This is a genomic window from Deltaproteobacteria bacterium (genome assembly GCA_016180855.1).
Taxonomy (GTDB): domain Bacteria; phylum UBA10199; class UBA10199; order JACPAL01; family JACPAL01; genus JACPAL01.
Genome location: JACPAL010000010.1, coordinates 176,910 through 194,776 on the forward strand (window position 1 = coordinate 176,910; position 17,867 = coordinate 194,776).

Here is a 17,867-nt window from a genome sequence, read left to right on the forward strand (position 1 = left end):
TCACTAACCTTTTCGGCTATTTTCGGGATTTGTTTTGGTATTTTTTAGGACCGCGAATCAGCAATGCGCCGCAGGGCGATTGCAACGCCAGGGTACCGTTCCATTAGTGGTTCAAGTTCAGATGCTGGCAGGCGCAGAACCCTCGCCTCCGTTAGGGCCGTCACGGTGGCGGATCGAGGGGTGTTGTTGACAAGTGCCATTTCTCCAAACATCCCACCCTGACGATGACGATTGATTGAAAAACCCCAGCCATGGCGAACGTCGAACTCCCCTGAGAGGACGACATAAACATCCCGATCGACCGCCCCACGGCGGATCAGGTTTTTCCCCTTTGGAACCGTGAGGAGTTCACCGACGGAGAAGAAAAGATCCTGAAGGGGAGGGGAGAGAGTCCCAAGGGGAGATTTCTGAAGGGCGGTGAATGCCTCCTTCTGGGTCTGCCACTTTTGGAGAAACTTCCTTCGCAAGAAATCCAAGGTGTAGGGAGTGAGGTCCTGACAATCGACCTCCAGGAAAAGCGACTGCATACTGGGGTAGACGTCGGCATTCCTTCTTTCACCAACAATCGCTCCTTCGCCGAAGAAGCCGTTTGGCCTCACGGCAATCACCTTGAGACCCTGGCTGACCTCCACTTCACCATCCAGAAGGATATAGAACTTCCTTCCCTCTTCTCCTTCCCTCATGAGAGGTTCTCCTAGCCCAATCTGACGTAATTTTCCGGCCTGAAGGAGCTCCTCTTTGAGAGAAGGGGGAAGAAAATCAAGGATTGGGAGTCGGTCGATGGTCTGACGTACCACTCGATTTGGAGACAGAGGTTCAAAGTCCGGCAGATGACCTGAAAGATCAATGAGACCCTTGTGCCCTTCCTGCCATTTGGGCACTTTGGCATCGTCGGCCGCTTTCTGCCCGATGTGGTAGACAAAGACATTGGAAGTATCTATTCCCTCGCTCCCAAGCTGATCCAGAAGTTTTCGGGTCCCCTCCGGTGGGGTGTGGATCGGTGCAATTCCTCCTTCCAGAAGAACAACGAGCGGTGGGGAGGTTCTGATACTATCGCGCAATGCCTTTATATGTCGGATGATCTGTTCGGCCCTTTCCCGGTTCATGACAGGAGGCTTGTTGTCTTTTGGTTGAGTATGCTGCCAGATCCCTTCTGGATCGGCGTAGGTATCTCCTGAAAAACAGACGATCGGTCTTCCTGCTTTCAAATCTGGTTTGGTGTAGATGTCAAAACCGATCGTTGGGATGACATGGAAGGCATAATCGGCTCGGAAATGAAGTCCATTGATCTCCGTAAATCTCTGCGGCAGGAGCGGGACAAAGTTCCATTGAGTAAGTCCCTCCTGACGTCCTCCCAGGGCGAGTTGATATTGTTCCTGGAGCATCTCAAAGATCGTTGGTGTTGTGTAGACCTTGATTTTGGGAAGGGAACGTAACAACTCCGGGACTGCCGGGCCATAGTGGTCTGTATGTCCATGGGTCAGGATAACCCCTTCGATTGCCTCCAGGGGCAGGCCGTTCTGTGCGAAGTACTCCATCGTATTTGAGGGGGGATCAACGAGAATGACACGGCCGCGATTCCAGATCATAAAACCGCTCGTGTTCTCTCCTAATGCAAAACCATGTCCGGTTCCGAGCGGCCACAGAACTGGTCGTCCCTCCAGAAGAACCTTCTGTCTTGCCGCTTGCAGCGCTTCGTCGCGCCATCTTGCCTGAGGTGAAGGTTGGGCGGTAGGAGGGAGGAACTTCCGAAGATCAAGTCGTCCGAGAAATTCCCCCTGATCGGTAATGTCATAAATGAGCGGGGCTACTTTTTTTATGATGACTCCATCTTTTGAGAAGAGACCCTCGGCATTAAAGGATCTAATGCTTCTCCGTGCCGCGGCGGGAGCGGCCCGAAAACCTTCTTTCATCTCACGGAGGGAATCAGGGATCCCCACGGCATCCGGGGGATACTCATTCCGGATTTTTTGGGTAAGCGCGGGGTCTGCCGGCCCATCGTGGGCCAGATCAAGAAGGGTTTCGAGACGCTTGGCTGTCCCCGCATCAGGGGCGACAAAGTTGAATGTGGTCCCGTTCGTCACATAAAAGTTGTATTGGGGAAAATCGGCCGCCAGGAGCCCGACTGTCTTGGGCACAAAATCGAGATCCACGACACAATTCAATGGAACAAGGTGGGGGATTCTCTCCTTCGGAATATCCCTACCCCCATTCTTAAGATAAAGATCGAGGACGTCTTTGTTGCTCCACATCTGGAGGCCGAACTGCCATAGGCCGCCACTTGTCTGAACGGTAATACCCCCATGCGGTAGGACTTTAACAAGACCTTCGGGGACTTCTGGCACTGCCTGTTGATTTGTCACGGGAAGGAATCGTTGTGTCAGCACACCGGTCTGTCGGCCGACCATCATATAGAGGAGTCCCTCCCCCAGCTCCATCTTGAGTCGTTCGAATACGGTCAGGTCGGCTGTTTCTTCCATCCCGGTCATTTCGAGGCTGATCCCCGTTCCAATCGACAGGATTGCCTGAAAAGGTTGGAGACAGATGTCCTGCAGAAAAGTGGCGCCGAAACTGTAACGGCGCAGAAGCCCCATTCCCAAAATCGTTGAGGGACAGGAGTAAAGAAAGCTTGTTACCCAATCTTTTGCCAGGGGGCGTTCTGATTGATCCTTGATCCTACGATAACCAGCCATCGCCATTGACGTGGCTCCTGCAAGAAATAAACTGCCTAAAAACCCACCGGCATTTTTGACAGAACAATTCTTTCCAAAGAGTCTGGACTGGATCGGTGCAAGAGACCGTGTGAAGAGATTGAGCACGACGGTTGTGGCAAGGAGTTCGCCACCTCCTGAAAAGGTGGTGAACCGTTGGGCGTATTGATCTTGCCACGCCTCGTATGAACTTAGGTACTGACGTCCTGTTGCGGCGGGATTGGCTAAGAGAAGCCCGTTCGTAATGGCATACTCCCCCGCACCCGGTTCATAGTGATAGGATCCGGTTAACGGAAGAGGAAGGTTGGGGCTAGAACTCATGTAGGACGATTGTCGGAGAGGGCGGAGCAAAGGTTTCTATAAAATTTCCTTGTGTTGGTTTTTGGTGTTGGTTTTTGTAAAAAATTAGCTAAAATTAATTTTAATATTGAAGTTTTAGCTAAATTGTAGGAGTATCCCTTTATGCACTCGCCCAGGAAAACAGTGACAGCGACAGAGATGAAAAACAGATTTGGGGATTATCTGAACCATGTTGTTCGCAAGAGAGAGCCCGTTCTGGTTGAAAAGCATGGAAAGCCAGTCGCCGTCATTGTCAGGTTTGATGACTGGAAGGGGTTGGAAGCAAAGAGAGTGGAGCGAGAACATCCGTGGATTCGAAAATGTCGGGAATTGGCCGATCGTATTGATAAAAACCATCCGGATTCCAAACCGTTTTCCGCGGTTGATTTGATGCAATCCATTCGTGAGGAGTATGAATGAACGCCTCTCATGAACTTTGTGTCGACGCCAATGTTTTTGTTGCCGCCCTTATCAAAAGGGAAAGGCATCATCAGATTGCTGTGCAATTAATCAATGTTCTTCTTGAAAATGAAATTCCGTTGTTTGAACCGGAAGTTGTCCTTTTTGAAGTAGGGACCGCATTTTATCGGAAGAGGGCCGAGGGGGCTGTCAGTGACGAAGAAATGGCGGATGCCCTTGATCTATTTTTTCAATACCCGATGATTTTTGAATGGCAGTCCGAGATTGTTCGAAACGCCGTCCGCCTATCGCTCCGTTTGTCTTATCGGGGAATTGCCGATTGCTGCTATCTTGCACTAGCTCAGAAGAGAAATATACCCCTGATCACTTTTGATGAGAAACTCATTGCAAGGGGGCGAATATTTTACAGGAAGATCAGTACTCCTTCAGAATTCTTGCAGTTAACTCCCCAATAATTTCTTAAACATCCTCTTGGTGGCCTCTTTCTCCATCTCACCAATGGAAGTGGTCAAAGAGATGTTTTTGGGACAGGCCTCCACGCACATCTGGGCGTTGCCGCAGTCCTCCAGGCCTCCCCCTCCCATGATCGCATCGAGTCGTTCATCGGCGTACATCTTGCCGGTCGGGTGCATATTGAAGAGGCGGACCTGGGAGATCGGGGCGGCACCGATGAAATCCGATTTATCGTTGAATTGGGGGCAGACCTCCAGACAGCAGCCGCAGGTCATGCAGCGGGAAAGCTCATAGGCGATCTGTTGATCGGCCGGATTCATTCGGGGACCCGGGCCAATGTTGTGGGTCCCGTCGATCGGGATCCAGGCCTTTACCCTCTTCAGGTTTTCAAACATCTTTTGACGATCCACACGCAGGTCTCTTATGGAGGGGAATTTGGTCATCGGTTCGATCGTGATCGGTTGTGAAAGGCGGTCGATCAGTGTGGAGCAGGCCTGACGGGCGCGGCCATTGATCACCATGGTGCAGGAACCGCAGACCTCTTCCAGGCAGGAGTCATCCCATACGATCGGCGTCGTCTTTTCCCCCTTCGTATTGATTGGCTTTTTTTGGATCTCCATGAGGCAAGAGATGATGTTCATGCCGGCACGGTACGGGAGCTCAAACTCCTCCCAATAAGGTTCTGAATCTGGCTCGTCACGTCTTTTGATTCTGAGTGAAATAGTTGATGGCATCGTCGATTCCTGTTTAAGAAGAGGCGTCGTACCGCCGCGGGCGCGGTTTGATATACTGGGTGTCAACCTCTTCGTACGAAAACTGTGGCTCCTGATTGGCACCGACAAACTTTGCCTTCGTCGTCTTGAGCCAATTCATATCCTCCCGGTCCGGAAAGTCCGGTTTGTAATGGGATCCACGACTCTCATTCCGTCGCCAGGCCCCCAATGTGACAACCCGGGCCAGAAGTAGCATATTATAGAGTTGTCTTGCAAAGAGCAGTTCCTTGTTGGCCCAAGAACCCCGGTCTGGCAGGGAGATCTTCTGGTATTTCTCCAGCAACTCCTGGATCTTTTCGTCCGTCTTTCTCAGGCGGTCATTGTACCGCACAACCGTGACGTTTTCGGTCATCCAGTTACCCAATTCTTCATGAAGTGCGTGTGGGTTGATGCCGTTTTCCCTTTTTAAAAGGGACTCATTCATTTCATTTTCTGTTTGCGTGGCTCTCTTGAAAAGGTCTTCATCAAGGATCTCGGAGAATTTTGAAAGCCCCTTGATATAGCGGACAACACTTGGACCTGTTATGAGCCCCCCAAAGATGCAGGAGATAAGGGAATTGGCGCCGAGTCGATTGGCGCCATGATACTGATATTCAGACTCGCCGGCGGCGAAGAGGCCGGGGATATTCGTCATCTGGTCAAAATCAATCCAGAGTCCTCCCATCGAATAGTGATAGGCCGGAAAGACCCGCATCGGCACCTTCTTGGGGTTGTCACCAACAAATTTTTCGTAAATTTCAAGAACTCCCTCCAGCTTGCGGCGAAGCATCTCCGGATCGAGATGGGAGACATCAAGATAGACCTGGGGTTTGCCATCGACTCCGAGCTTCAGGTCGTAGACGACCTTGAAAATCGCACGTGTGGCGACATCGCGTGGAACCAGATTGCCGTACTTGGGATACCACTCTTCGAGAAAATACCACGGCTTTCCATCCTTGTAGGTCCAGATTCGGCCTCCCTCGCCCCGAATCGATTCTGACATGAGGCGAAGCTTGTCCTCTCCGGGGATCGCCGTAGGATGGACCTGCACAAATTCGCCATTCGCATAGATCGCCCCCTTCTGATAGCAGATGGAGGCGGCACTTCCCGTACAGATGGTCGAATTGGTGGAGCGGCCAAAGAGGCTCCCCGGCCCGCCTGTGCAGATCACAACAGCATCGCCCCGAAAGGAACGAACCTCCATTGTATTGAGGTTGATTGCAACCATGCCACGACAAACGAGCGAGTCGTCCATAATAGGGGACAGGAATTCCCATCCTTCAAATTTTTCCACCTTCCCTTCGGCCTCAAAGCGGCGAACCTGTTCATCCAGGGCATAAAGAAGTTGCTGGCCGGTTGTGGCCCCGGCGAAGGCGGTCCGATTGAAAAGCGTCCCGCCAAAACGGCGGAAATCAATCAGACCTTCCGGGGTTCGGTTGAACATGACCCCCATTCGATCGAGCATGTAGATGATTCCAGGCGCCGCCTCGCACATGTTCTTGACAGGGGTCTGGTTGGCGAGAAAATCGCCACCATAAATTGAGTCGTCAAAATGCTGCCAGGTAGAGTCTCCCTCCCCCTTGGTATTGACAGCGGCATTGATTCCCCCCTGGGCGCAGACCGAGTGGGAGCGACGAACCGGGACGACGGAGAAGAGCTGAACTGGAAATCCGGCCTCGGCCACTTTAATGGTGGCTGAGAGACCTGCGAGTCCGCCACCAACAATGATGATTTTAGGTCTGCTCATACAAATTGTAACAAAATGCTGATCCCCCAAATTGTGAGCAGCACAAAAAGCCCCATAGTCAACGCGGAACTAACTCGTTGTGCCTTTTGACCGATTGTAATGCCCCAGGTGACCAGAAAACTCCAGAGGCCATTCGAAAAATGGAATACGGCGGAAATAACGCCAGCACAATAAAACCAGAACCAGCCGGGCCTTTGCAGAATATGGGTCATCGTATCAAAAGTCATCTCCTCTCCGGCAAGGCCTGTCTTGATCCGGGTCGTATAGGAGTGAGTTGCAATGAAGACTAACGCGAGAATCCCGGTCAAACGTTGCAGGAAGAACATCCAGTTGCGGAAATAGCTGTACTGCGCAAAATTATTCTGTCCCCTGTAAATGATGGCGACCCCGAAGGCGGCATGCAAAAAAATCGGTAGATAGATCATCCCGATCTCCAGAAGAACAACCATCGGCAGGCTGACCAGAAAACGGGTATGCTCGTTATAGGCCTCAGGAGAGATGAAGGCGTAGGAGTTTGAGAAGAGATGTTGCAACAGGAAACCACCGACCGGCAACATACCGGTAATCGACATCAGTCTCTTTAACAGGAAAGATTGTTGATGAACCATTTGTTAAAGTACAATCTGAGAGACGAGCTTTTTCACATGATCCACACTAGCGTCAAACATTTTCTTCTCTTCAGGGGTCAGTTTAATCTCGATGATCCGCTCGACACCACCACGGCCGATCACGGCGGGGACTCCCATGTAATAACCCTGCACGCCGTATTCACCCTCCAGGAAGGCGGCACAGGCGAGTACCCTTTTTTTATCTCTCAAGTAGGATTCCGCCATGCTGATTGCCGAGGCGGCCGGTGAAAAGAAGGCGCTACCGGTCTTTAAGAGATTGACGATCTCTCCCCCCGCCATCTGGGTTCTCTTGATGATCGCCTCTATCTTCTCTCGAGAAAGGATCTCGGTAATCGGAATTCCGTTGACCGTGCAATAGCGGGGAAGGGGAACCATATCGTCCCCGTGTCCCCCCAGGACAAGGGCCGTCACATCCTCTACGGAAACTCCGAGCTCCATTGCCGCAAAAGTTCGAAAACGTGAAGAATCCAGGACACCCGCCATCCCGACGACACGATTCTTTGGAAAACCGGTGATCTTTTTCATTGTGTAGACCATCGCATCGAGCGGATTGGAGATCACAATGACAAAGGCGTTCCCACAGTACTCCTTGATATTGGCGGCGACGCTCTTCATGATCTCCACATTTTTTGTCAGGAGATCGTCCCGGCTCATGCCCGGCTTTCTCGGAAGTCCGGCCGTCACAATAACGACATCGGCCCCTTGGGTGTCCTTGTAGTCATTGGTCCCAAGGAGGGTGGCATCAAATCCGTCGACCGGACCACTCTCCTGGAGGTCGAGTGCCTTCCCTTGAGGAACTCCCTCGACGACGTCAAAGAGGACAACGTCTCCCAATTCTCGTTGAACGGCTAATTGTGCAAGGATACCGCCGATCTGACCGGCGCCAATCAAGGCGATTTTTGGTCGTTTCATGAGAGGCTCTCTTATTACCGTGGCCTCAGGATGGCAACATGTTTTAGGTCATTTAGGCACCTCTAAAAACTACCCATCTGCTGTGTTGCCCGCTTCATCCGCGTCCTCACGTACCTGAAAGTACGCTCCGGTCGCGGTCTTGCGGGCGCCTTGCATCTGGGCCGTTTTTCGAGGCACCCTAAAATTTGAGTTATCAAAGATTCCCATTTCAAACAGGTTGCGAAAGCGACCTGCCTCGGATTAGAACAGCCAACGGTGTTTAAAAAAATTCTCATTGCCAATCGGGGAGAGATTGCCGTCCGAATTATCCGGGCCTGTCGTGAGTTGGGAGTATCAACCGTTGCGGTTTTCTCCGAGATTGATCGCGAGGCACTCCATGTTCGGATGGCGGATGAGGCGTATCTTTTGGGACCGGCCCCGGCCTCTGAAAGCTATTTAAGACAAGAGAAGATCCTGGAGGTTGCGAGAAGAACGGGAGCTGAGGCGATCCATCCCGGCTATGGTTTTCTGTCGGAGAATGCCGATTTCTCGGATGCCTGTAAAAAGGCGGGCGTACAATTTATCGGTCCCTCCGGCAGCTCCATGAGGATGCTCGGGGACAAGATCGCAGCACGTCAGGTGGCCGCCAAGGTTCGGGTTCCGACGGTTCCCGGGATGGTGAAACCACTCAAGGATTCGGAAGAGGCAAAAACGGTTGCCGAACAATTTGGATATCCCGTGTTGCTCAAGGCTCGTGCGGGTGGGGGGGGGAAGGGGATGAGAAAGGTGAGTGCGCCGGGCGAAATAACATCGGCCTTTCAGCTTGCTTCTTCGGAGGCGAGACAGTCATTCGGTGATCCGGCGCTCTATCTGGAAAAATATATTCAGGAGCCCCACCATATTGAGGTGCAGATCCTGGGTGACAGGAAGGGAAATGTTTTTATTCTGGGTGAGCGGGAATGCTCGATTCAGAGGCGTCACCAGAAGATCATTGAGGAGTCTCCTTCACCGTTTGTGACACCAGCGACCCGAAAGAAGCTTTTCCAGGCGGCAGTCAAACTGGCCCGGGCGGCAAGGTATGAAAATGCCGGAACACTCGAGTTTTTAGTCGATAAGAATCAGAAATTTTATTTTTTGGAGATGAATGCCCGTCTTCAGGTCGAACACCCCGTGACGGAACAGGTAACGGGAATTGATCTCGTGAGGAGTCAAATACAGGTCGCTGCGGGAAAAGCCCTCACCTCTCTCCCCCTGACGAGGGGGATTCATTCCATGGAATGTCGCATTTATGCCGAGGATCCCGACAACAATTTCATGCCGTCTCCGGGCAAGATTACCCATTTAAGAAACCCGGAAGGACCGGGTGTGCGTGTTGACTCGGCCGTTCATTCCGGATCCGAGATCTCCGTTTATTACGACCCCATGATTGCCAAATTGATTACCTGGGGTAACGATCGTCATGAAGCCGTTCTGCGGATGCAGAGGGCGCTCCGGGAATATCAGATCGTTGGGGTAAAGACGAATCTCCTTTTTCATGAGGCGCTTTTGTCTCATCCTGTTTTTCAGAAGGGGCGTTACGATACCGGATTTGTGGAGAGATCGATGGGGGAGCTCAAAAAAGAGATCCATTCCGGTTACGAAGAGATTGCACGGCTCTCTGTTGAAATCCATCGGCATGAAGCAACTCACTCCCGCTCCCTTGGTTCAGGTTTGGTTGAACCGGAATCTTTCTGGAAGAGGGAAGGCCGGCGTGAGGGGCTCCGATGACGAAGGAGAAAGATTATCGGGTGTTGGGGCCTGGCCATTATTCTCTGCTGGTTCACGGCCTGTCTTATGAAGTTTTTGTAAGATCCGGAAAAAAAGGGTATCTCGTCGAGGTGGGGGGGCACTCGATCCCTGTCTTTTTGGGTGACTCTCCCGGAAAGGGAAATGGTGAGGAGCCCAATGGGTCTGCAGAGATTATTTCCCCGATGCCGGGACGCGTGATCGGTATCAAAAAAAAGGAAGGGGAAGAGGTCAGGAGTGGGGAGGGGGTCTTGGTTGTTGAAGCGATGAAGATGGAGAACGAACTTGTTTCGTCCCGATCCGGTCGGGTGGTCAAAATTCATGTGGTTGTTGGGGACCGTGTTGAATCAGGGCAAGTATTGGCGAGGATTGAATGAACTCCTGGGAGCCGAGAATGACGGACTACAAAAATGATCTGAATGATCCGGGACAGTTCCCCTTTACCCGTGGAATTCACAAGACGATGTACCGGGGGCGTTTTTGGACGATGCGTCAGTATGCCGGGTTTGGGACTGCGGAAGAGACGAATCAGAGGTTCAAGTATCTTCTGGACCATGGACAGACCGGACTTTCGGTCGCCTTCGATCTTCCAACTCAGATGGGGTATGACTCGGATCATCTGATGGCACGTGGAGAGGTTGGGCGAGTCGGAGTTGCAATTGATACCGTTGATGACATGGGGCGTCTCCTGGACGGCATTCCTCTGGACCAGGTTTCCACCTCTATGACGATCAATGCAACCGCCTCAATTCTTCTGGCCCTCTATCTGGCCGTGGCGGATCGACGCGGGATTTCCTGGGACAAACTGCGCGGGACGGTTCAAAATGATATTTTAAAGGAATACATTGCGCGGGGGACCTACATCTACCCCGCCTCCCCGTCGCTCCGTATTATTACGGATCTTTTTACCTTTTGTCAGAAGCAGGCCCCCAAATGGAATGCGATCAGTGTTTCCGGTTACCACATGCGGGAGGCTGGCTGTACTGCCGTTCAGGAGGTTGCCTTTACGCTTCAGAATGGGCTCGTTTACCTTCGGGCAGCGACGCAAGCGGGACTGGTTGTGGATGATATTGCCCCGCAGATCTCCTTCTTTTTTGGGGTTCATAACGATTTTTTGGAAGAGATCGCAAAGTTTCGGGCCGCCCGCCGCTTGTGGGCCAGGTTGGTCCGTGAGAAGTTCAATGCGCAAAAGGAGGAATCCTGCAAGCTCAAGTTTCATTCGCAAACGGCTGGTTGTTCGCTTACCGCTCAACAGCCCCACAATAATATCGTTCGTGTGACCCTTCAGGCGATGGCGGCCGTTTTGGGAGGGACCCAGTCACTCCATACCAATTCTTTTGATGAGGCGTTGGCACTTCCCACAGAAGAGTCGGCGCGAATCGCCCTCCGGACCCAGCAGATTCTGGCTCATGAATCGGGGATTGCAAATTCAGCAGATCCGGTTGCCGGTTCTTATGCGATTGAAGCGATGACGGATCGGATTGAAAAAGAGGCACTGGCGTTGATGAGGAAGGTCGATGCGATCGGTGGAACACTTCGGGCGATTGAAACCGGCTTTATCCAGAAGCAGATCCAGGATGCCGCCTATCTTTGCCAGAAGGAGGTGGAAGAGAAGAAACAGATTGTGGTGGGGGTGAATCAGTTTCGTCTGGAACAGGAGGAGTCCCCTAAAATCCTGCGGATTGACTCCCAACTGGAAGAACGTAAGAAAAAGGAGCTTGCCCGGTTTCGATCGGATCGAGATCCCAAAAAGGCAGAGCAAGCTTTAAAGGCGATCGAGACGGCGGCCAAGGGGAATGATAACTTGATCCCTTTGATGATCGAATCTGTCAAGGCCAAGGCAACCGTTGGTGAGATATCGGATCGATTGAGAAAGGTTTTTGGAGTCTATAAAGAAAATGTTGTAGTCTAAATACTTCGACTCGTAATGACTATGACGTATATACAAAGCCAAAAAAATCAACAAAATTACTCGCTCAGCACTAGTCCTGAGTAAATAAATTCGTCACCGACGAGCAGGGGCAGGGCGAGCAAGAGCTGGGAGAAGACGTCGGGTCCGGGAGTCAGGAGACCGGCGATCAGGAAGCTCAAGACGATGACATAACGTCGTGCCTTTTTCAGTTGGTCGCGTGTTACGAGTCCCATGCGGGCGAGAAGGGTCAGAAGCACCGGCATTTCAAAGACGAGTCCGAAGGTCAAAAGCATTTTGGAGATGAATCCGAGGTATTCCCTCATGTGGGGGAGGAGCTGGATGTCGGTCCCCACCAGAAGTGCAACAAAAAACTGGAATCCGATTGGAAAGATCACAAAGTAGCCGAAGAGGGCTCCTCCGACAAAAAACAGGGTTGAAAAAAGGACGAACGAGAAGGCGATTTTTTTTTCACCCGGGAAAAGCCCCGGAGAGATAAACCGCCACAGCTGGTAGAAAATAAAGGGGGAGCTTAAAAAAAGACCCGCCAGGAGCGAGACCTTGAGATAAATGATCATCGGCTCGACCGGATTGGTTGTAATGAAAGAGGAGTTGGAGGGCAGAACATCAAGAAGCGGTTTTTGCAGCCAGCTGAATATCTCTTTGGAGAAGTAGAGGGAACCGGCCACGCCGGCTCCCAAGGCAATGAAAGAGCGGATCAGGCGGATTCGGAGCTCGATTAAATGCGCCGTCAGTGATAGTTTCTTCTCAGACATCTTTTAGATCCGATTTGATCTCGTCGATCGATTGTCTGAATTTACGGATGGCCCGTCCCAGCTGTGTAGCGATTGACGGGATTTTCTCCGGTCCGATAAAAATAAGAGCCAGTGCCAAAACGACGAGCAGTTCTCCTGTTCCGAGACCGAACATAACCGCTCTATACAGGGAAGAAGGGGCGTATTGCAATACGTCCTTGCCTGTATATTATGGGCCGGGTGAATGAAACGGCTGTCATTTGGGATGAACGCTACCTGTTGCACCATACGGGCCTTTGGCACCCGGAGCGACCGGAGCGGTTGAGGGCGATCAAAAAAGTTCTGGATGAAAAGCCGGTTGGAAAATTGCTGACTCGCCTCGAACCCCGGATGGCGACTCGGGAAGAGATTTCACTCGTTCATGACTTTGAGTACGTCCAAAAAATAGAGAAAACCGCTGGGCATGAGATGCAGCTTGACCCCGACACGCTGGTCTCCCCAAGCTCCTGGGAGGCAGCCTGTCTGGCGGTGGGGGGGATGTTGACGGCGGTCGATTGGGTGGTATCCCCACATTTACTCCCTCCCCGAAACGCCTTCGCCTTTGTCCGTCCTCCCGGTCATCACGCCGAACGGGCACGCGCAATGGGATTTTGTCTTTTTAATAATGTTGCCATTGCAGCCGAATATGCGCTTCGCAAACCGGGAATCCAGAAGGTGTTGATCATCGACTACGATGTGCATCACGGCAATGGCACGCAGTGGTCTTTTTACAATCGGAACGATGTCTTCTACATCTCAACCCATCGATATCCTTTTTATCCGGGAACCGGTGCGCGGAAGGAGGAAGGGGAGGGAAAGGGGAAGGGGTACACACTCAACTGCACTTTTCGTGGGAGTGAGGGGGATGAGGAGTATCTGACCACCTTTGACAAAGAGATTATTCCTTCTTCCATGGACTATCATCCAGACCTTGTTTTGATCTCTGCAGGCTACGATGCCCATCGGCTCGATCCACTCGGTGGTATGAATGTCACGGCTGCCGGATTTGCCGAGATGACTTCCAAGATATTAGAGGTTGCCAGGCAGTCTTGTAATGGCCGACTCGTGATGGTCTTGGAGGGTGGTTACAGCCTTGAGGGGTTGGCCCAGAGCGTCGAGGCTTGTCTTGAAAAAATAGCGCTATAAAGATCTTGAAAGATCAATAAAGATCAATTAAAGTACTTGTATGACTAGTAATATAATGACGATCAAAGAGGCCGCCAGGTTTCTAAGGGTGGCACCGATAACGCTTTATCGGAAGGTTCGTCGTGGGGAGGTCCCAGCCTCCAAGTTGGGGAGGAGTTGGCGTTTTCATCGGGAACAACTGGAAGAGTGGATCAAGAAACCACCTCCTGTTCATCGCTTGCCCCCTGTCTCCTCCCCGTTGTTTCGTCATCTCTCAGGCCGTGAGGCAGAATCGACGCTTAAGTTTATTGAGGAGATTCGGAAAGAAAATGGTGTTGAGAAGGTTATTTTGTATGGGTCCAAAGCTCGTGGAGATTTTAGGGAGAATTCAGATATTGATCTGCTCCTGGTTCTTCATTCTCGCCCGCCTTTTCTTAAGAAAGCAATTTTAGAAAAAGCTCGCCAGATCAGTCTGGAAGAGGAGGTTTTGTTGCAGATTCTTATTTTGTCTAAACAAGAGTGGGAAGAGCCTTCGTTCAAAACTTTTCTCTTAGTCGAGAAAATCAAGAGGGAGGGGATTCCTCTCTATGGATGAAAAAGAAAAAAAGTTGGCCCATTACCGCATGAACCAATCCGAAGAGGCACTTCGTTCTGCCAAGGCACTTTTGGATATGAGTGATTATCGGGGAGCTATTAACCGTTTTTATTACTCGGCTTTTTATGCGACTCAGGCCCTTCTTATGCAAAAAGGGAAGGAGGCGCGTACCCATTCGGGCAATCTCCACCTCTTTCGTGAAGAGTATATTAAAACAGGGATCTTTCCTCAGGAAACCAATCAGGTATTGAGCGATCTCTTTGAGGTGAGGCTGGAAGGGGACTACGGATTTCCTGATGAGCCGGATCGCCACGAGGCTGACTTGGCGCAGCAAAACTGTGAAGAGTTTGTAAGTCAGGCGAAAAAGGTATTTCAGAAGGGAGCCTCACCTAAAAAGCTCCCAAAACAGCCATAAAAATTTCATAAAAAATGAAGAAACATTTCCGGGGGGGGGGGCGATAATCTTTCTGAATTTCAAATAGAGAGAGGAGTTTCAAATGGCTATTAACGGAATTACTCAAAGGATCTGGGCCTTGGATCGGAATTCAGATTCCAATGGTTTAGAGACAGTGCGGAATGGCATAGCGGTAGAAGGGGGGTCGTACTCTTCAGACACTTATTTTGATTTCAGGGCCCTTTTCGGTACCTCTATAGCCTTGGGCAGCGGTCTTGTTGCTGCCGCAGTCCTTAGAAGTAGGCCGGTATATAGAACGACCCTACGAGTAGGGCAATCATCTAACAGAGGAACTTCATCGGCTATGGTTGGTGTGTGGTTCATTCTCTGGAATCTCGCCTATGGGGTTCGTCGTGCAAGAGGTGAAGATGACGGTTGGCAAACGCTCTTTTTCGTCCTTGGATTACCCTTGACCATGATTTCTTGGATATTTGTTGATAGCGGCAGTAACGATTTCTTTGGTTTTGATGTCACCCCAAAGAGCCAGCGCTCTTAAGGCCGTCTTTACAAATCCTCAAACAGAAAATCGACGGCTCGGTCCCCCTTTTTCTTCTCTTGTGAGACAGGAGATTCGGGGGAGGGGGCTTTCTTGACAAACGCGGCGCGTGAGAGATCCACGAAAGACGGTACATGAAACTCCCGAATAGGAAATCGGGGTGCGACCTGCTTCATATAGTCGAGCCAGACCGGCGCGGCAATGACCCCACCCGTCATCTTCTCGCCGATCTTTATCTTGCTGTCGTAGCCAATCCAGACCCCGGTAATTAATTCAGGGATTGCGGCGATAAACCAGGCATCCGTTTCGTTGTTGGTCGTTCCTGTCTTTCCCGCGACAGGGCGTTCGAGCTCCCTGGCTCGTGCCCCGGTCCCTCTTTGAACGACCTCCTGCATCATATGGAGCATGATAAAGGCGGTTTGTGGGGTCAGCACGTGGCCGCTCGGAATGCTACCCCCGTACAGGATCTTTTTCTCTGCCGATGAGAGTTCAATCTCATCTTTTTCAATCCAGGGCTCCGCTTGCCGGATCAGTTCATCACGAATCAGTTCCGGATCGCCGTCCGATTTTTGATTAAACAGGATTTCAGGTGTCACTTCGCGGGGCTTGTTCTCCAGGAGGATGTTTCCAGACCCGTCGGTTATTTTCAGAATCGGGATCACCTGAGGATTGACCCCTCCTGCCACAAAAGTACCATACGCGAGCGTCAGTTCCTGGAGCGTGAGGTCATTGGAGCCGAGGGCCGACGAGAGGTACTTGACGAGCGGGGTTGTGATTCCGAGCTTACGTGCGTAGGCGACGGCATAATGGGTACCAATCTCGTTCAAGACTTTCACGGCAATAACGTTAATTGAGTGGGTGAGGGCGGTTCGTAGCGACATGGGACCACTGTATTTCTCACCATAATTTTTGGGGTTCCAGTATTCGTCCTGTCCGATCTGATAAACGACGGGGGCATCGACGATCACGGTTTGTGGGGTGTATCCCTTGTCGAGTGCGGCGGCGTAGACGATCGGCTTGAAGGCCGATCCCGGCTGCCTCAGTGCCTGTGTGGCACGGTTAAACTCACTTCTTTTATAGCTGTAGCCACCAACCATCGCCTCGATTTCGCCCGTTAAAGGATTGAGAGAGTAGAGGGCCCCTTCAATCTCCGGCTCCTGATCGACGAGAAAATGATCCCCCTCCTTGCGAAGCCAGTAGACTTCCCCTTTTCTCACGCTTTGGACGCGTCCTGCCTGACGAGGGAAGATTTTCCCTGACGTAAGTCCCACCAAGACTTCGATCGAACCATCAGATTGCCGACCGATGATAACGCCTTGGTAGAGACGCCCCTCTTGAAGAACAGTCCTTTGAGTCTCCTCCGTTTCAGAGGCAGGGAAGAGAAAGAAGTCCTCTCCTTCGGCCAGGATCTCTTCCTGGACTTTTTCGGCAAACGGGACGATTTCACTTTCTTTCAGTCTGTCCAGTGGGCCCCGAAACTCTTTTGTCTGGTCTACTCGCTCTAACCCACGGCGCAGAGCTTGCTCAGCGGCACGTGTCGACTCCAGACGAATCGACGTCTGGATCTGAAGGCCTCTCTGATAGAGGGACTCTTCGCCATATTTTTCAATGATCCATTGGCGGATAAACTCCACGAAATAAGGGGCCTGCCGAAGGTTAAAATCCTTGTCTATTCCATGACGATAGATCGTGAGTGTTGCTCTGAGCGCCTCGTCTCTCTCTGTGCGGGTGATGTAACCATTCTCATACATCTGGCTGAGCACATGAATTTGGCGTTTTCTCGCCTGTTCCTGGTTGTTGAGGGGCGAAAAATTTGTAGGGGCCGACGGCAGACCGGCGATGAGAGCGATCTCTGCAAGGTTCAGTTCCGCCAGGGTTTTATGAAAGTAATTGCGGGCGGCCGCCACGACTCCGTAGGCCCTGTTTCCCAAGAAAATCTGGTTTAAGTAAAGGTAGAGAATCTGTTCCTTGTTGAGACTCTGTTCAAGCTGGGTTGCCAGAAGCGCCTCCTTGATTTTTCTTTCGACCGACTTCTCGCGCGTCAGGAGGAGAGAGCGTGTGACCTGCTGGGTGATGGTTGATCCCCCCTGAACGACATGGCCCGCCCGGAGATTTTCTACAAAGGCCCGAAAGATACTTTTAAGGTCCACACCGCCGTGTTCCCAGAATCTTTCATCCTCGCTGGCGACAAAGGCATCGACAATCCGTTTTGGAATCTGATCATACGGGACCAAAAATCGGCATTCTTTCCAGAACTCCCCGATTTTTGTCCCATCCTTGGCGTAAACCTCGCTGACCACAGGGGGGCGGTATTCCGTGACGTTGCCTATTTTAGGAAGATCCCTTGAATAGTGGAGGTAGATAAGAACGGCTGCTGTCAGGAGACAAAATGCAGCGAGGCCGAACAAGGTTACGAGTATCTTGATAAAACGACCGATTCCTTCGGTGAATGATGGCATGGTCTTCCTGCTTAAAATTCCTCTTGATTCTTTGTCAATCGCGGGATACCGCGAGGGCCCATGAGGGTCCTGCTTTTCCTTTCCTCTCTTTCTCTGATTTTGGCCGTAACGGGGTGTCGGTTTGAAAAAACAAAGATCCCTTCTGCTCTTTCAACCGCCCCTGAGGTTGAGAGTCGGCCATCTGCTTTGCCCCCTGTTCCATCGGAGGTAACACCACCGGAGGTCTCCCCTCCAGAATTGCCCTCTCCAGAAGAGGCCGATGATGCCGTGACTCCAGCTCCTCCTCCCGCAAATCCCCCTTCACTCTC

General features: G+C 51.5%; 18 protein-coding genes. 9 read left to right on the forward strand and 9 right to left on the reverse strand.

Features of this window, described 5'->3' with window-relative positions:
• Positions 1–44: 44 nt before the first annotated feature.
• Positions 45–3,032 (reverse strand): cyclic nucleotide-binding domain-containing protein, encoded by a 2,988-nt coding sequence (locus tag HYT77_06235; GenBank protein MBI2067589.1) that lies wholly within the window; start codon positions 3,030–3,032, stop codon positions 45–47.
• A 141-nt stretch (positions 3,033–3,173) separates the two neighbouring features.
• On the opposite strand from HYT77_06235, the gene HYT77_06240 reads away from it, so the two are divergent.
• Positions 3,174–3,470: a type II toxin-antitoxin system Phd/YefM family antitoxin gene (locus tag HYT77_06240; protein ID MBI2067590.1), complete on the forward strand. Its 297-nt coding sequence runs from the start codon at positions 3,174–3,176 to the stop codon at positions 3,468–3,470.
• On the forward strand, positions 3,467–3,925 hold the full coding sequence (locus HYT77_06245; protein ID MBI2067591.1) for a type II toxin-antitoxin system VapC family toxin: 459 nt from the start codon (positions 3,467–3,469) through the stop codon (positions 3,923–3,925). The genes HYT77_06240 and HYT77_06245 overlap by 4 nt, the downstream gene beginning before the upstream one ends.
• Here HYT77_06245 and sdhB read toward each other — a convergent pair.
• Genes sdhB through mdh form a run of 4 tightly spaced genes read right to left on the reverse strand, consistent with a single transcriptional unit; the run spans position 3,911 to position 7,963 of the window.
• Positions 3,911–4,657 carry a succinate dehydrogenase iron-sulfur subunit gene (sdhB, locus tag HYT77_06250; GenBank protein ID MBI2067592.1) on the reverse strand — a complete coding sequence of 249 codons (747 nt, stop codon included), beginning with the start codon at positions 4,655–4,657 and terminating at the stop codon, positions 3,911–3,913. The genes HYT77_06245 and sdhB overlap by 15 nt on opposite strands.
• A 13-nt stretch (positions 4,658–4,670) precedes the next feature.
• On the reverse strand, positions 4,671–6,422 hold the full coding sequence (gene sdhA / locus HYT77_06255) for a succinate dehydrogenase flavoprotein subunit (protein ID MBI2067593.1): 1,752 nt from the start codon (positions 6,420–6,422) through the stop codon (positions 4,671–4,673).
• Complete coding sequence (locus HYT77_06260; protein MBI2067594.1) at positions 6,419–7,030, reverse strand: succinate dehydrogenase; 612 nt, start codon at positions 7,028–7,030, stop codon at positions 6,419–6,421. The genes sdhA and HYT77_06260 overlap by 4 nt, the downstream gene beginning before the upstream one ends.
• Before the next feature lie 3 nt (positions 7,031–7,033).
• Complete coding sequence (mdh, locus tag HYT77_06265; protein MBI2067595.1) at positions 7,034–7,963, reverse strand: malate dehydrogenase; 930 nt, start codon at positions 7,961–7,963, stop codon at positions 7,034–7,036.
• Positions 7,964–8,218: 255 nt separating this feature from the next.
• On the opposite strand from mdh, the gene HYT77_06270 reads away from it, so the two are divergent.
• The 3 genes from HYT77_06270 to HYT77_06280 are packed head-to-tail and all read left to right on the forward strand — an operon-like array spanning position 8,219 to position 11,639.
• On the forward strand, positions 8,219–9,709 hold the full coding sequence (locus tag HYT77_06270) for an acetyl-CoA carboxylase biotin carboxylase subunit (GenBank protein ID MBI2067596.1): 1,491 nt from the start codon (positions 8,219–8,221) through the stop codon (positions 9,707–9,709).
• Positions 9,706–10,104: a biotin/lipoyl-binding protein gene (locus HYT77_06275; GenBank protein MBI2067597.1), complete on the forward strand. Its 399-nt coding sequence runs from the start codon at positions 9,706–9,708 to the stop codon at positions 10,102–10,104. Before HYT77_06270 ends, HYT77_06275 begins: the two co-directional genes overlap by 4 nt.
• On the forward strand, positions 10,101–11,639 hold the full coding sequence (locus tag HYT77_06280; protein ID MBI2067598.1) for a methylmalonyl-CoA mutase: 1,539 nt from the start codon (positions 10,101–10,103) through the stop codon (positions 11,637–11,639). Before HYT77_06275 ends, HYT77_06280 begins: the two co-directional genes overlap by 4 nt.
• Positions 11,640–11,695: 56 nt before the next feature.
• Here HYT77_06280 and tatC read toward each other — a convergent pair whose 3' ends face one another.
• Entirely contained in the window at positions 11,696–12,412 is a 717-nt protein-coding gene (gene tatC / locus HYT77_06285; GenBank protein ID MBI2067599.1) for a twin-arginine translocase subunit TatC, read from the reverse strand.
• Positions 12,405–12,566, reverse strand: coding sequence for a twin-arginine translocase TatA/TatE family subunit (locus tag HYT77_06290; GenBank protein MBI2067600.1), 162 nt, complete (start codon positions 12,564–12,566; stop codon positions 12,405–12,407). The genes tatC and HYT77_06290 overlap by 8 nt, the downstream gene beginning before the upstream one ends.
• Positions 12,567–12,622: 56 nt before the next feature.
• Between HYT77_06290 and HYT77_06295 the strand changes: the two genes are divergently transcribed.
• The 4 genes from HYT77_06295 (at position 12,623) to HYT77_06310 (ending at position 15,100) form a co-directional block, all read left to right on the forward strand.
• A complete protein-coding gene (locus HYT77_06295) occupies positions 12,623–13,576 on the forward strand; it encodes a histone deacetylase (GenBank protein MBI2067601.1) in 954 nt (317 codons plus the stop codon).
• Between the two features lie 40 nt (positions 13,577–13,616).
• Positions 13,617–14,150, forward strand: a complete 534-nt coding sequence (locus HYT77_06300) for a helix-turn-helix domain-containing protein (protein ID MBI2067602.1) — start codon at positions 13,617–13,619, stop codon at positions 14,148–14,150.
• Positions 14,143–14,565, forward strand: a complete 423-nt coding sequence (locus HYT77_06305) for a HEPN domain-containing protein (GenBank protein MBI2067603.1) — start codon at positions 14,143–14,145, stop codon at positions 14,563–14,565. The genes HYT77_06300 and HYT77_06305 overlap by 8 nt, the downstream gene beginning before the upstream one ends.
• A 343-nt stretch (positions 14,566–14,908) precedes the next feature.
• On the forward strand, positions 14,909–15,100 hold the full coding sequence (locus HYT77_06310) for a hypothetical protein (protein ID MBI2067604.1): 192 nt from the start codon (positions 14,909–14,911) through the stop codon (positions 15,098–15,100).
• A gap of 8 nt (positions 15,101–15,108) precedes the next feature.
• Here the strand turns inward: HYT77_06310 and HYT77_06315 are convergent, their stop codons facing one another.
• Both HYT77_06315 and HYT77_06320 read right to left on the reverse strand, forming a co-directional pair.
• Positions 15,109–17,559 carry a PBP1A family penicillin-binding protein gene (locus HYT77_06315; protein ID MBI2067605.1) on the reverse strand — a complete coding sequence of 817 codons (2,451 nt, stop codon included), beginning with the start codon at positions 17,557–17,559 and terminating at the stop codon, positions 15,109–15,111.
• A gap of 34 nt (positions 17,560–17,593) precedes the next feature.
• A complete protein-coding gene (locus tag HYT77_06320) occupies positions 17,594–17,863 on the reverse strand; it encodes a hypothetical protein (GenBank protein ID MBI2067606.1) in 270 nt (89 codons plus the stop codon).
• Positions 17,864–17,867: the final 4 nt, after the last annotated feature.

What these genes read in the sequence shown, in the direction of transcription:
- HYT77_06235 (MBI2067589.1), bottom strand. Translation starts at nt 3,032, where the DNA reads ATGAGTTCTAGCCCCAACCTTCCTCTTCCGTTAACCGGATCCTATCAC.
- HYT77_06240 (MBI2067590.1), top strand. Translation starts at nt 3,174, where the DNA reads ATGCACTCGCCCAGGAAAACAGTGACAGCGACAGAGATGAAAAACAGA.
- HYT77_06245 (MBI2067591.1), top strand. Translation starts at nt 3,467, where the DNA reads ATGAACGCCTCTCATGAACTTTGTGTCGACGCCAATGTTTTTGTTGCC.
- sdhB (MBI2067592.1), bottom strand. Translation starts at nt 4,657, where the DNA reads ATGCCATCAACTATTTCACTCAGAATCAAAAGACGTGACGAGCCAGAT.
- sdhA (MBI2067593.1), bottom strand. Translation starts at nt 6,422, where the DNA reads ATGAGCAGACCTAAAATCATCATTGTTGGTGGCGGACTCGCAGGTCTC.
- HYT77_06260 (MBI2067594.1), bottom strand. Translation starts at nt 7,030, where the DNA reads ATGGTTCATCAACAATCTTTCCTGTTAAAGAGACTGATGTCGATTACC.
- mdh (MBI2067595.1), bottom strand. Translation starts at nt 7,963, where the DNA reads ATGAAACGACCAAAAATCGCCTTGATTGGCGCCGGTCAGATCGGCGGT.
- HYT77_06275 (MBI2067597.1), top strand. Translation starts at nt 9,706, where the DNA reads ATGACGAAGGAGAAAGATTATCGGGTGTTGGGGCCTGGCCATTATTCT.
- HYT77_06280 (MBI2067598.1), top strand. Translation starts at nt 10,101, where the DNA reads ATGAACTCCTGGGAGCCGAGAATGACGGACTACAAAAATGATCTGAAT.
- tatC (MBI2067599.1), bottom strand. Translation starts at nt 12,412, where the DNA reads ATGTCTGAGAAGAAACTATCACTGACGGCGCATTTAATCGAGCTCCGA.
- HYT77_06290 (MBI2067600.1), bottom strand. Translation starts at nt 12,566, where the DNA reads ATGTTCGGTCTCGGAACAGGAGAACTGCTCGTCGTTTTGGCACTGGCT.
- HYT77_06295 (MBI2067601.1), top strand. Translation starts at nt 12,623, where the DNA reads ATGGGCCGGGTGAATGAAACGGCTGTCATTTGGGATGAACGCTACCTG.
- HYT77_06300 (MBI2067602.1), top strand. Translation starts at nt 13,617, where the DNA reads ATGACTAGTAATATAATGACGATCAAAGAGGCCGCCAGGTTTCTAAGG.
- HYT77_06305 (MBI2067603.1), top strand. Translation starts at nt 14,143, where the DNA reads ATGGATGAAAAAGAAAAAAAGTTGGCCCATTACCGCATGAACCAATCC.
- HYT77_06310 (MBI2067604.1), top strand. Translation starts at nt 14,909, where the DNA reads ATGGTTGGTGTGTGGTTCATTCTCTGGAATCTCGCCTATGGGGTTCGT.
- HYT77_06315 (MBI2067605.1), bottom strand. Translation starts at nt 17,559, where the DNA reads ATGCCATCATTCACCGAAGGAATCGGTCGTTTTATCAAGATACTCGTA.